Origin of the sequence: Streptomyces sp. NPDC060028 (assembly GCF_042736725.1) — a bacterium.
Classification (GTDB): Bacteria; Actinomycetota; Actinomycetes; order Streptomycetales; family Streptomycetaceae; genus Streptomyces.
The window spans coordinates 21,779-33,421 of the sequence record NZ_JBHWVJ010000030.1; the positions used below are offsets into that span (position 1 = coordinate 21,779).

The 11,643-nt window shown below is 70.8% G+C and carries 12 protein-coding genes; 6 read left to right on the forward strand and 6 right to left on the reverse strand.

Annotated elements, in window-relative coordinates:
• Positions 1–145 precede the first annotated feature (145 nt).
• Together ACFWBF_RS17145 and ACFWBF_RS17150 are read left to right on the forward strand one after the other, a co-directional pair.
• Positions 146–1,300 (forward strand): winged helix DNA-binding domain-containing protein, encoded by a 1,155-nt coding sequence (locus tag ACFWBF_RS17145; protein ID WP_385601807.1) that lies wholly within the window; start codon positions 146–148, stop codon positions 1,298–1,300.
• Positions 1,301–1,375: 75 nt separating this feature from the next.
• A complete protein-coding gene (locus ACFWBF_RS17150; protein WP_385601810.1) occupies positions 1,376–2,917 on the forward strand; it encodes an AMP-binding protein in 1,542 nt (513 codons plus the stop codon).
• Positions 2,918–3,014: 97 nt separating this feature from the next.
• On the opposite strand, the gene ACFWBF_RS17155 is transcribed toward ACFWBF_RS17150, so the two are convergent.
• The 5 genes from ACFWBF_RS17155 to ACFWBF_RS17175 all read right to left on the reverse strand — a co-directional run bounded on the left by ACFWBF_RS17155 (position 3,015) and on the right by ACFWBF_RS17175 (position 7,252).
• Entirely contained in the window at positions 3,015–4,169 is a 1,155-nt protein-coding gene (locus ACFWBF_RS17155) for a 2-oxo acid dehydrogenase subunit E2 (protein WP_385601813.1), read from the reverse strand.
• Positions 4,166–5,179, reverse strand: a complete 1,014-nt coding sequence (locus ACFWBF_RS17160; RefSeq protein WP_385601816.1) for an alpha-ketoacid dehydrogenase subunit beta — start codon at positions 5,177–5,179, stop codon at positions 4,166–4,168. The genes ACFWBF_RS17155 and ACFWBF_RS17160 overlap by 4 nt, the downstream gene beginning before the upstream one ends.
• Positions 5,176–6,105: a thiamine pyrophosphate-dependent dehydrogenase E1 component subunit alpha gene (locus ACFWBF_RS17165; protein ID WP_385601819.1), complete on the reverse strand. Its 930-nt coding sequence runs from the start codon at positions 6,103–6,105 to the stop codon at positions 5,176–5,178. The genes ACFWBF_RS17160 and ACFWBF_RS17165 overlap by 4 nt, the downstream gene beginning before the upstream one ends.
• The gene (locus ACFWBF_RS17170; protein WP_327303474.1) at positions 6,102–6,329 is read right to left on the reverse strand and encodes an acyl carrier protein; all 228 of its coding nucleotides are present in this window, start codon (positions 6,327–6,329) and stop codon (positions 6,102–6,104) included. The genes ACFWBF_RS17165 and ACFWBF_RS17170 overlap by 4 nt, the downstream gene beginning before the upstream one ends.
• A gap of 281 nt (positions 6,330–6,610) precedes the next feature.
• Positions 6,611–7,252, reverse strand: a complete 642-nt coding sequence (locus tag ACFWBF_RS17175; protein ID WP_385601824.1) for a ScbR family autoregulator-binding transcription factor — start codon at positions 7,250–7,252, stop codon at positions 6,611–6,613.
• 155 nt (positions 7,253–7,407) lie between these two features.
• On the opposite strand from ACFWBF_RS17175, the gene ACFWBF_RS17180 reads away from it, so the two are divergent.
• Genes ACFWBF_RS17180 through ACFWBF_RS17190 form a run of 3 tightly spaced genes read left to right on the forward strand, consistent with a single transcriptional unit; the run spans position 7,408 to position 9,632 of the window.
• Positions 7,408–8,553 carry a ScbA/BarX family gamma-butyrolactone biosynthesis protein gene (locus ACFWBF_RS17180; RefSeq protein ID WP_385601828.1) on the forward strand — a complete coding sequence of 382 codons (1,146 nt, stop codon included), beginning with the start codon at positions 7,408–7,410 and terminating at the stop codon, positions 8,551–8,553.
• On the forward strand, positions 8,517–8,834 hold the full coding sequence (locus ACFWBF_RS17185; RefSeq protein ID WP_385601831.1) for a LysR family transcriptional regulator: 318 nt from the start codon (positions 8,517–8,519) through the stop codon (positions 8,832–8,834). Before ACFWBF_RS17180 ends, ACFWBF_RS17185 begins: the two co-directional genes overlap by 37 nt.
• A gap of 3 nt (positions 8,835–8,837) precedes the next feature.
• Positions 8,838–9,632: an HAD family hydrolase gene (locus tag ACFWBF_RS17190; RefSeq protein WP_385601834.1), complete on the forward strand. Its 795-nt coding sequence runs from the start codon at positions 8,838–8,840 to the stop codon at positions 9,630–9,632.
• Here ACFWBF_RS17190 and ACFWBF_RS17195 read toward each other — a convergent pair.
• Positions 9,610–10,200 (reverse strand): TetR family transcriptional regulator, encoded by a 591-nt coding sequence (locus tag ACFWBF_RS17195; protein WP_385601837.1) that lies wholly within the window; start codon positions 10,198–10,200, stop codon positions 9,610–9,612. The two genes, ACFWBF_RS17190 and ACFWBF_RS17195, sit on opposite strands and share 23 nt — an antisense overlap.
• A 327-nt stretch (positions 10,201–10,527) precedes the next feature.
• Here ACFWBF_RS17195 and ACFWBF_RS17200 point away from each other — a divergent pair, with 327 nt between their 5' ends.
• Positions 10,528–11,457 carry an acyl-CoA dehydrogenase family protein gene (locus tag ACFWBF_RS17200; protein ID WP_385601840.1) on the forward strand — a complete coding sequence of 310 codons (930 nt, stop codon included), beginning with the start codon at positions 10,528–10,530 and terminating at the stop codon, positions 11,455–11,457.
• The last annotated feature ends 186 nt before the right edge of the window (positions 11,458–11,643 follow it).

The window sequence follows — 11,643 nt, forward strand, 5'->3', positions numbered from 1 at the left end:
GCTCCCGGCGAACGTGTGTGGGTGAGTGGTGAGCGCGGTGTGTGGGTTCAGGGGTGAGAGGCAGGATATATGGGCGGAAGGGGGACCCTCCGGAACCTTCAGGTTGCGGACAGCATCTGTCCGCAAGGGGGTCTAGTTTTCTGTCATGGCCTCCAGGACGACGCATCCCGTACTCGATACCCGCTCGCTGAACCGTGCCACGCTCGCCCGCCAGCTGCTCCTGAGCCGCGCCGAAATGTCCGCGCGGGCCGCGATCGAGCACCTCCTCGGGCTCCAGGCGCAGAACGTGAAGCCGCCCTACTTCCAGCTGTACGCCCGCCTCGCCGGCTTCCGCCCGGCCGAGCTGGCCGCGCTGATGGAGTCCCGGCAGACGGTCCGGATGGTCACGATGCGTTCCACCATCCACACCCATACCGCGCAGGACGCCCTCACGCTGCGGCCGCTCGTCCAGAGCGCCCGGGACCGGGAGGTCAACTACTTCCGCAAGGGTCTCGTCGGAGTGGACCTGGACCGGCTCGACACATCGGCGCGGGCCTTCGTCGAGGCCGAACCGCGCACCATGGGGGAGATCCGCGAGGAGCTGCTCAAGCAGTGGCCCGACGCGGACCCGCAGTCGCTGTCCGTCGCCGCGCGCTGCCGGCTGCCGCTCGTCCAGGTCACGCCCCGCGGGGTGTGGGGGCGCAGCGGGCAGGTGCGGCTCACCACCGTCGAGAAGTGGCTGGGCCCGGGAACGGACCCCAGGGAGGGCGGCGGGCACCGTCCGCCCGCCGTCGACGAGGTCGTCCTGCGCTACCTCGGCGCCTTCGGCCCCGCCTCCGTCAAGGACATGCAGACCTGGGCCGGGCTGACCAGGCTCCGCGAGGCCTTCGAGCGGCTGCGCCCGGGACTGGCCGTCTTCCAGGACGAGAACGGGGTCGAGCTCTTCGACCTGCCCGACGCGCTCCGCCCCGACGCTGATGTGCCCGCGCCGCCGCGCTTCCTCCCGGAGTTCGACAACCTGCTGCTCTCGCACGCCGACCGGACCCGCGTGCTCGCCCCCGAGCTCAAGGGCCGCACCTGGCGCGGGAGCCAGGCCTACTGCACCCTGCTCCTCGACGGGTTCCTCGCCGGGCTGTGGAAGCTGGAGGGGGCGACCCTCACCGTGGAGCTGTTCGGTACGGCCTCCAAGGCGCGGCGCGGCGAGATCATCGCGGAGGGGGAGTCGCTGCTGGCCGCGATGACCGGCGAGGGCGCCGACGGCTCCGGCTCCGGCCCTGGCTCCGGCTCCGGCTCCGTGCGCTTCGGACCGATCCACGGCTGACCTCGGGCGGCGGCGCGTGCCAGACTCCCCACCACGTCATGCAGTCGTCCTGATACAGGAGAGCGGGAGAGCGCCATGCGGGTTCCCATGACCGTCGCGGATTTCCTCGACCGGGCCGAGCTGGGGTTCTTCTCCAGCACGGGGGTCGTCGACGAGCCGGATCAGCCCGGCCCATCCGTGCCCGTGTCGACGTACGGGCGGCTCGGCGAGCGGGTACGGGCCTGGCAGGCGGGATTCGACGCGCTCGGCGTCGGCGAGGGTGAGCGCGTGGCGGTGGTCAGCCACAACTCCGCCCGGATGCTCGAGCTGTTGTTCGCGGTGCCGATGAGCGGTCGGATCTGTGTACCCGTCAACTTCCGACTCAAGCCCGAAGAGATCGACTACGTGCTGCGGCAGAGCGGGGCGTCGGTCCTGCTGGTCGACCCCGAGATCGACGAGGCGCTCCGTGGCCTCAAGGCGCGTCACCGGTTCGTCCTCGGCGCGCAGAGCGAGGCCGAGTTGATGCGCTTCGGCGTGGAGCCGCGCCCGTGGTCGAACCCGGACGAGGACGCCACCGCGACCGTCAACTACACGTCCGGGACCACTGCCCGGCCCAAGGGCGTGCAGTTGACCCACCGCAACATCTGGGTCAACGGACTGACCTTCGGGCTGCACACCCGGGTGTGGGAGCGCGACGTCTACATGCACACGCTGCCGATGTTCCACTGCAACGGCTGGGGAATGCCGTACGTGATGGCCGGACTCGGCGTCAAGCAGGTGGTGTTGCGCAAGGTGGACGGCACGGAGATCCTGCGTCGCGTCGACGAGCACGGGGTCACGCTCATGTGCGGCGCGCCCGCCGTGTGGAACGCGGTCCTCGACGCGGCGGCGACCTGGGAGGGCGAGATCCCGGGCCGTGACCGCGTACGGATCGTCTGCGCCGGGGCGCCCCCGCCGACCAGGACGATCCAGCGGATCGACGAGGAGCTGGGCTGGGAGTTCACCCAGATCTACGGCCTGACCGAGACCTCGCCGCTGCTCACCTTCAACCGTGCCCAGCCCGCCGACGCGCAACTGCCGGCCGGGGAGCGGGCGCGCAAGCTGTCGCGCGCCGGGCTGCCCGCGCTCGGGGTGAAGCTGAAGGTGTCCGAGTCGGGCGAGGTCCTGGCCCGGTCGAACGTCGTGCTCGACGGCTACTGGGACAAGCCGGAGGAGACCGGGGCGGCCCTGGAGGACGGCTGGTTCCACACCGGCGACGGCGGCACGATCGACGAGGCCGACGGGCACCTGACGATCTCCGACCGGAAGAAGGACGTGATCATCACCGGCGGGGAGAACGTCTCCTCGATCGAGGTGGAGGACACGATCTTCAGCCATCCGGCGGTCGCCGAGGTCGCCGTGATCGGTGTGCCGCACGAGAAGTGGGGCGAGACGATCAAGGCCCTCGTGGTCCTCGCCGAGGGGGCGACGGCGCAGGAGGCCGACATCATCGCCCATTGCAAGGCGCGGATGGCCGGCTACAAGGCGCCGACGAGCGTCGAGTTCCGCGATGCCATCCCGCGCACGGCCACGGGCAAGATCCAGAAGTTCAAGCTCCGCAAGCCGTACTGGTCCGGCCTGGACCGAGAGGTCAACTGACCGGCGGCCGGCGACCGATGGCCGGGGGAGTGGGACCGGGGCATCGTGTGGTGGCCCGCCGCCCCGCTCCGCCGCCGCCGTCGTTCCTCGGCCGCCCTCAGCCGGCCGTCTCGGCCGCCCGTTCCAGTTCCGGTGCCTGGAGCGCCTTCTTGAGGGCCTGCAGGAACTGCACGGCTTCCCTGCCGTTGACGACCCGGTGGTCGAAGGCGAGACCCACGTGTACGTACCGGGCGGCGAAAACGCTTCCGTCGGCGGCCAGTTCGAGGCCGGTCTGTACGCCACCCAGCGAGACCATGCAGGTCTGGCCGGGGAAGACGATGGGCTGGGTCAGCAGCACGTCCTCGTCGTTGTTGAGCGACAAGGTGATGGCCGCGCCCATGAGTTCGCTGCCCCGGAAGTTCCCGCGCAGCGCCGAGAAGCGGAAGTCCTCCAGCTGCTCGGCGACTTCCGCCGCGGAGCACCGGTCCGCGTCCCGGACGACCGGGATGTACAGCCCGTTCCCCAGGTCGACCGTCACGCCCACGTGAGACTGCTCCGCGAGCAGCGCGTACCCGTCCTCGTGGTAGGTGGCGAAGAAGGCCGGGAAGGATGCGCGCAGGGCGGCGAGCTGGGTGATCAGCACCGCGGGCAGGCCGATCGCCGTCCCCGAGCGCGCGGAGAGCTCCTTGGCGGCCGCCTCGGCGGCGTCGACCCTCATCCGTACGACGGTGAAGGACGCGGGGACCGTACGGTGCGACTCGGTGACCACCGCGCCGATGGCCCGCTGGTGCTGGCTCAACTCAAGCCGGTTGCCCGGCAGTTCCCCGCCCGCATCGCGCCGCGCCAGGAGTGCCTCGATGTCGGAGCCCTTGATGATCCGCTTGCCGAGGGAGCGCAGCTCCTCCTCGGTGATGCCGGACTCGGCGACCTGGGCGCGTGCCTGGGCGGTGAGTACGAAATCCGCGCCCTCGCCGGGGGTGTCCGGGCGGCGGGCCGCGGCGTCGGCCTCGGCGGCGGCCAGGAAGGCCCCGCGGGCCGCCTCGTCGGCGAAGATCCGGCCGATCACGGCGCCCGGCGGCACCTGCTCCCCGGCCCTGACCGCCTGGTACAGCACTCCGTCGTGCTCGCTGACCAGATCTTCCGCGGCCTTGGAGGTCTCCAGAGTGAGCAGGTCGTCGTCCTTCGCGACGGTGGCCCCGTCCTCGGCGAGCCACTCCACCAGGTCGTATTGCGCGTCGTTGTTGTTCAGCTTGGGAACGGTGATCTCGATCATTGAGCCAGCTCTTTCAGGGCCAGTCCCAGGGACTCGCTGTTCACCAGGACGTCGCGCTCCAGGTGGAGGGCCGTCGGGATCACCGAGTCCGCGGAATGGACAAGACGGACGGGGGCGCGGAGGCTGTCCCAGCAGGTGGAGTACAGCTGGTGGGCGACTTCGGCGCCCCAACTGCCGCCGGGCGGGGCGTCCTCCACCACGCAGACGCGGCCCGCTCGCGCGACGGGCTCGGCCAGCAGCCGCGCGTCGAAGGGGTACAGCGCGGAGGGCACGTGGATCTCGCAGGCGATCTCGTGTTCCAGGAACAGCTCGCGTGCCGCTTCGACGGCCCGGTGCGCGAGGCCGCCGGGCGCCACGATGACGAGTTCCGGGTCGGTGTCCTCGATGAACAGCCGGGCGACCGGGAAGGGGTCCTCCCCGGTGAACTCCAGCGAGAACAGGTCCGCGACCGGGCCGCCCTGGTGACGGCGCTCGGTGTAGAGCACCTTGTCCTCGAAGAAGATGCAGGGCTTGCCCAGTTCGACCATCCCCCGCATGACCTTCGCATTGTCATGGAAGGGCGACAGCTCGAACAGGTGCAGGTCCGGTACGCCGAGGAAGTGCTTCTGCGGGCTCTGGCTGTGCGTCGGGCCGTAGCCGCGCCGGCCGCCGACCGGGCAGCGCACCACCAGGTGCATCGGGTGGGTGGCGCCGTACATGGAGACGGACTTGGCCGAGAAGTTGACGATCTGGTCGAAGGCCAGCGTGATGAAATCGCCGAACATCATCTCGGCGATCGGCTTGTTGCCGGTGAGGGCGAGGCCGTTGGCGACACCGAGGATGGCGTTCTCGCTGATCGGCGTGGTCAGCACCCGGTCCTGGAACCGGTCCGAGAGTCCCTTGGTGATGTTGAAGGCGCCGCCGTACGGGTCGAGGATGTCCTCGCCGATCAGGTAGACGTCCTCGTGGGACTCCATCACCCGGTGCAGGGCCTGGTTCAGGTTCTCGCCCACGCGCTCGTTGCGCTTCATGCGCTCTCTCCAGCCACCAGCGGACGCGCCAGGACATCGGCCGCCACCCGGGCGATCAGTTCTCGTTGCTCTTGGTCGTGCCGGTCGAAGCGTTCGGGGTCCTCCTCGCGGAGGGCGCCGTACCAGTCGCGCGCGCGGGCCGACTCGATGACCTGCTCCGGGCGGGTGTCGTCGCCCTTGCTGTGCGGGCCGAGCCGTACGGTGTCGAACTCCACGACGAGCGGACGGTGTTGGCCGCGCACCCGGTCGAGGAGGGGTGCCAGTTCGTCGCGGATGCCGCGTACGTCGTTGCCCGTCACCCGGTGGTGGTCGACGTCGAAGGCGCGGGCCCGGCCCGCCACCGTGCCGGCCATGTTGACGCTGCCGGGCGTGGTCTGGGATATCCCGTTGTTCTCGACCACCACCAGCAGCGGGAGCTCCCACAGCCGGGCGATGTTCAGGGCCTCGTACACCGAGCCTTCGCCCCAGGTCCCGTCGCCGATGTAGACGACGGCGATGTGGGGCAGGCCGGCGCGCTTGAAGTGCAGTGCCGCACCTGCGGCGACCGGCAGGCTCTCGCCCTGGATGCCGGTGGACAGGTAGCTGTCGCGGAAGATGTGCTGGCTGCCGCCCACGCCCCCGCAGACGGCACCCTCGCGGCCGGTGATCTCGGCGAGCAGCCCGGCGGGGTCGGCGAACCGGGCCAGGTAGTGGCCGTGGCCCCGGTGGTTGCTGAAGACGAAGTCGCCGGCGGACAGCAGCGGGTTCAGGGAGACCGGGATGTACTCCTGGCCGAGGCAGGTGTGCGTCGTGCCGTTGAGCTTCCCTTCCGCGAACAGATCGAGCAGCTTCCACTCGAAGTGCCGGATCATCAGCAGGGAGGTGAGGTCGGTGTCCCCGAGGGGAGCCACCGCCGTGCCCGGTGGGGCCTGGTCGGTGAGCGTCACGCCGCCACTCCCTTGCTCAGCAGTACCTCGCGCACGGCGCCCACCGACTTCATGGCGCGGAGATCCTGGCGCGAGAAGGTGACCTTGTACTGCTCTTCCAGGGTGACGATCAGCTGCATCTGCTTCAGGCTGTCCCAGCGGTCGTCGCGCACAGGGCCCAGGCTGTCGTCGACTTCCCCCAGGGGTATGGCGAGCACATCCGAGATGACCGCTTCAAGCTTCATATGGCAAGCACTCCAGAGATTGCGATGGCAACCGAGTCTCTCGGGCCGACCACCACTAAATCCAACCTTCGCGAAGGTTTCAAATGAGATCGGGAATCTCGATGGAAGCACTCGGGCCACCCGCCGTGAGGTCCTCGGCGGGTGGCGGGGTTGCGGTTACGACGGCGGGGTCGGTGGCGGTGGCGGGGCGTCACCGTCCGGCCGTCGGCAGGTGCCGTCGTGCGGGCCGCCGTACGAGCTGTCGTACGGGCCCCCGGTCAGGCCCTCGACCCGGCCCTCCGTCAGGCCGTGACGCCGGCGAAGATGATGTCGCGGAGCTCGACGTACCGGGCCATCAGGTCGGCCCGCCCGGTGAGCACGTCGGAGATGTGCTGGGTGCCGAAGAAGGCGGCCACGATCACGCGGGCGAGCGCATCGGGGGAGGTGCCCGGGCGCAGTTGGCCGGCTTCGACCGCCGCGGCGGCCAGCGAGGTCAGCAGCTCCTGCCAGCCCACGTACGGCTGGGGGAGGTCCGCCTTGATCAGCGAGCGCTCGATCTGCAGCCGGGCGCCGGCCTGGACCATCGTGTCGTCGCGGAAGAGTTCGGCGGTGCGGTCGAGGACGGTGAGCATGATCTCCAGCGGTGAGCGCTCGGACTCCCGCACCTCCGTCACCAGGGGCTCCCAGCGGGCGTAGTGCTCCTCGACCACGGCGACCGCAAGGGCCTCCTTGTTGGTGTAGTGGAAGTAGACGGCGCCCTTGGTCAGGCCGGTGCGGGTGGCGACGTGCTGCAGCGTGACCGTCGGATAGCCCTTCTCCTTGAACTCCTCGGCGGCGGCCCACAGGATCTGCTCCCTGGTCCGGCGGGCGCGCTCCTGCTTCAGTTCGCGCCCCGGCTGCTGCCGCGTCGAGCTGAGGCTGGTCGTGGTGTCGCTGGTGTTCATGACGTGTCCCTGTTGCTCTGGGGCTTCTGCCGACCCCCCCGGTAAGGCAGTGTGCGGAAAGTTTCAAGGCTTGCAATATACCTTCCGGCAGGTTTATTTTCGATCCGATAATCGGACGTACGTTGCCGAGGATCGATCTACCTGGGGGTTCTGTCTTGCTGTCCAGTCCTTCACTCGCGCCCGGCCCGGTCTCCCGCGTCGGTCTGCCGCGCATACCACGGCAGTCGGCGCCGGGATTTCCGTCCCGGGACGGCGCCCTGACCTTTGACCGGACGGTCCCGCGTTCCCTGGTCCACCGTGCCTCGGTGGCCGAGGTCTTCCTCACCGACGGACGCCGCGGCGAGGGGAACCGGGTACGGATCGCCGCCCAGTGGCCCCGCCGCCATGCGCTGTACCAGCCGGACGCCGAGGGCAGCAGTGACCCGCTGCTGCTGGTGGAGACCGTCCGGCAGGCGGCGATCTACACCGCACACCGCTTCCACGAGGTCCCGCTGACGCACAGCTTCATCTTCCGCGACCTCGACTTCCACATCGTGGACCCCGGTGCGCTGGTGGTGGGTGGCGAGCCGCTCCAACTCGTGCTCGACGGGAGCTTCATACCCGAAGCCCACCCGTCCGGGAACCGGATCGCGGCGCGCTTCGAGGCGTGGGTGGAGACGGGTGGCCGTCGCTGCGCCCGGGTGTCGGTACGCCTGCTGGCGGTCGGGGTCGAGCTGTACGGGCTGCTGCGCAACCGCCGTGGCCCCGCGGCCCGCGGTCCCCGCGGTTCGGTGGGCGGCGTACTCGGCGCGGAGCCCCGTATGCTCGACGCCGCCGAGGCCGGGCGGCAGCGACAGGAGAACGTCTTGCTGTCCGTCGACCCGAAGGCCGTTCCGGGGCGGTACCTCATGCGCGTGGACCGTGACCATCCCGGCTACTTCGAGCACTCCTGCGATCACGTCCCCGGCATGGCACTGGTCGAGGCGTTCCGACAGGCGGGATGTCATCTGGTCGGGGCCGGGCGGGAGTTGGCGGAGGGCGAGTCCGGCCGCCGGGCCGCTTCGTGGTCCCTTGCCTTCTCCGAGGTCCGGTTCGACGCGTTCGGTGAACTGCGCGAGCCTACCATGATCGAGGTTGTCGACGGGGTGTCAGCCCTGCCGTCGATGGGCCGGGACGGGCTGCGCCGCGTCCAACTGGCCGCCGTTCAGGGGGAGCGCACCATCGCGCGCTGCACGGCCCTCTACCGTGCCCGCGTCCTTGCCGCGCCGTCGGGGGAGGGGGACGCGTGGAACTCCAGCATCTGCGGGCCTTCCGCGAAGTAGCGCGGGAGCTGAGCTTCACCCAGGCTGCGAAGAACCTGCACTGCGCACAGTCCACGGTCACCGGCCAGATCAAGCTCCTGGAGCAGGCCCTCGGCGTGGAGCTCTTCCACCGGCGGGGCCGGCTGCCGGTCGAACTCACCGAGGCGGGCGCACTGTTGCAGCCCCGTGCGGAGCAGATCCTGTGCGCGGTGGAAACCGCCGTCCGCGAAGTCCGGTCGAACCGGCCGGCGCCGCGGGGGCGGTTGGCCGACGCCCGGCTCCGCCCGCTGATGCGGGTCTAGGGGATGGCGCACCGCGAGCCCGGCACGATGGGCACGATCGGCGAGGCCGTCAGCGGCCGCAACAGCCGCCAGGGCCGCGACGGCCGCCAGGGCCGCGGCGGTTCATCGCCCATCGCCTTCTTCGACGTAGACGAAACACTCATCACCGTCACGAGCATGATCGGCTTCCTGGCCTTCCACCCGGAGCGCGAGGGCGGCGGCTCCCCGGGTCTCGCCCGGGCTCGCGCCGACCTGATGGCCCGGCGGGAGCGCGGAGTGGCCCGCGAGGAACTCAATCGCGCGTACTACCGGCTCTTCGCGGGCTGCACGCAGGAGTCGCTCGCCGCCGCCGGCCGGGCGTGGTTCGGGCAGGAGGCCGCCAAGGGCAACCTCCTGCACCGGCCGGTGGTCGAGGCGCTGCACCGCCACCGACGGGCAGGTCACCGCATCGCGCTGGTCTCGGGGGCGCCCCGCCAGTGCCTCGAGCCGCTGGCCGGGGCGCTGGGCGGCGGCCTTGTCCTGTGCGCGCGGCAGGAGAGTGTGGGCGGGCAGGTCACGGGGGAGATCGACACCCCCGTGATCGGTGCGGAGAAGGCTGCGCGGGCGACGGAGGCCATGCGGATGTTCGGGGCCGCCGCGGGTGACTGCTTCGCGTACGGCGACCACTCGAGTGACCTTCCGCTGCTGTGCGCGGTGGGGCACCCGGTGGTCGTCGGCGACGATCCGGTGCTGGTCGCCCGTGCGGGCCGCGAGGGCTGGCCCGTGCTTCCCGGCGTCCGCGGTGCGTCCGGGCCGGTCAGGCTGCCGCGGGCCGGATGAGCAGGAGCATCAAATCCCATGTGGCAAGGACCTGTTGGTGCGTGGGGTCGGATCCGCCGGTGGACGTGATCTGGTGCATGCCGAGTACGAGGGCCAGCAGCAGTCGGCTCAAGGGTTCCGCGTCGAGTGCGGGGTCGACCACCCCGTGCTCCTGCGCGTCCCGTACGAGACGGGAGATCGTGGCGCCCAGGCCGCCCACGAAGGCGGGCGCCTCGCCCAGGGCCCGCGCGTCCTCGGCGGCCAGGCGCAGGCCCGCCGTGAACCGGACGTCCTCCTGGACGTGCCGGGTCAGTCCCAGGACCAGAGCGCGCAGACCTTCCCCGGGTCCCTGGCCGCTCCTCTGCTCGGCGCCGCGCAGCAACTCCCCCCAGCTCTCCTCGAAGAGCCGGACCAGCTCGTCCGCCAAGGCCTCCTTGGAGGAGAAGTGGCCGTACACCGCCCCTTTGGTCAGTCCGGTGTGCTTCGCCACGATCTGCAGATTGGTGCGGGCGAAACCGTGAGCGGCGAACTCAGCCGCGGCCGCGTCCAAGACCAGTGCGTGGGTACGTCGCGACCTGTCCTGTTTCATCGGAGGGCGGCCTCCTTGCCTACCTCAAGTGCCGCAGAAGCGTTGGGGTATGAACCTACACCCAAAAACATTCGTCTGTGAATTCTTTCTTTGACAGCCGCCAAGGAGGCGTCGTTCATGACCAGTCACGTGGTGTCCGGAACAACATCAGGCCTCGATGGCCGAGTTGCCGCGGCGGAGGCGGGCCGAAACGCGAAGGAATCCGAACGGGACAGAGATCTGCGCCCCGTTGTGGTCTCGGCATTGTCCGAAGCGGGATTTCTACGGCATTTCGTGCCCGTGCGCTGGTCGGGCGCGGCCGGTACCTTCGCCGAAATCGTGGCGGCGGTGGCTGTCGTGGGGGAGGAATGCCCATCCGCCGCCTGGTGCGCCGCGCTGCTGGCGGCCCACGGCCGGCTCGCCGCCCACCTGCCGCAGGAGGCGCAAGAGGAACTGTGGCAGGAGTCGCCCGATGTGTCCATAGCGGCTGCTGTGGTGCCCCCGTCGGGCGACCTCGCCAAAGTGCCTGGTGGCTGGCGGCTGTCGGGCCGCTGGACCATGGCCAGTGCGGCGCGTCATGCGCAGTGGGTGCTGCTCGCCAGCGTCGAGAACACCCCCGAGGGCCCCCGCCAGCGCATCCTGGCCGTGCCGCGCGCCGACGTACGGGTCCATGACACCTGGCGCAACGCCGGGCTGCGCGGCACCGGGAGCCACACGCTGAGCGTGGACGGCGCCTTCGTCCCCGCCCACCGCGCCATGACGCGCGAGGACCTGCTGACCGGCTCGGCGGACACCGAGGCGGCCCGCTGCCACCGCGTCCCCTTCCCCCTGGTGGCCTCGCTGCTCTTCGTCGCACCGGCGCTGGGCGCGGCCCGGGGAGCACTGCGCGCCTGGACCGCGATCACCCGTGAGCGGCGGACCCCGGACGGCCTCCCGGCGCTCGAGGACGGTACCTACCAGCAGGTGCTCGCCCGCTCTTCGGCCGAGATCGACGCCGCCGGGCTGCTGCTCGAAGGGGCGGCCGGGCGGGCCGACCGGGCGGCGGACCCCGCGGCGCAGGTGCCGCTGAACCTGCGCGACTGCGCCGTGGCGATCGATCTGCTGGTCACCGCCGTGGAGCGGCTCTACCGCAGTGGCGGGGCACGGGGCCAGGACGAGGACGGTGACCTCCAGCGCTTCTGGCGCGACGTCCACGCCGTGGCCGGCCACGGTTCGGTGCAGCTGGCCCCGGCCGCCGCGGCCTATGCCCGGCAGGTGATGGCGGTCCCGGCCGGCTGACGCGACCTCGTCGCCGACGCGCCCTGTGCCGTGCGCTCCGTGCCCTGGCCCCCCGGCTGGATCGGAGGCGAGGGCGCAGGGCGCATCTGCATCCGCGTCCGTCCCCGCCCCCGCCCCCGCCCCCGCCCCCGTGCGCTTTCGATCGGCGTCCCCGATTACATTTGAAACCTTTGCGAAGGAATGATT

Bases quoted from the DNA above. Each gene is read 5' to 3' on its own strand.
- ACFWBF_RS17150 (WP_385601810.1), top strand. From the start codon at position 1,376: ATGCGGGTTCCCATGACCGTCGCGGATTTCCTCGACCGGGCCGAGCTG.
- ACFWBF_RS17175 (WP_385601824.1), bottom strand. From the start codon at position 7,252: ATGAACACCAGCGACACCACGACCAGCCTCAGCTCGACGCGGCAGCAG.
- ACFWBF_RS17160 (WP_385601816.1), bottom strand. From the start codon at position 5,179: ATGAAGCGCAACGAGCGCGTGGGCGAGAACCTGAACCAGGCCCTGCAC.
- ACFWBF_RS17195 (WP_385601837.1), bottom strand. From the start codon at position 10,200: ATGAAACAGGACAGGTCGCGACGTACCCACGCACTGGTCTTGGACGCG.
- ACFWBF_RS17170 (WP_327303474.1), bottom strand. From the start codon at position 6,329: ATGAAGCTTGAAGCGGTCATCTCGGATGTGCTCGCCATACCCCTGGGG.
- ACFWBF_RS17155 (WP_385601813.1), bottom strand. From the start codon at position 4,169: ATGATCGAGATCACCGTTCCCAAGCTGAACAACAACGACGCGCAATAC.
- ACFWBF_RS17190 (WP_385601834.1), top strand. From the start codon at position 8,838: ATGGCGCACCGCGAGCCCGGCACGATGGGCACGATCGGCGAGGCCGTC.
- ACFWBF_RS17145 (WP_385601807.1), top strand. From the start codon at position 146: ATGGCCTCCAGGACGACGCATCCCGTACTCGATACCCGCTCGCTGAAC.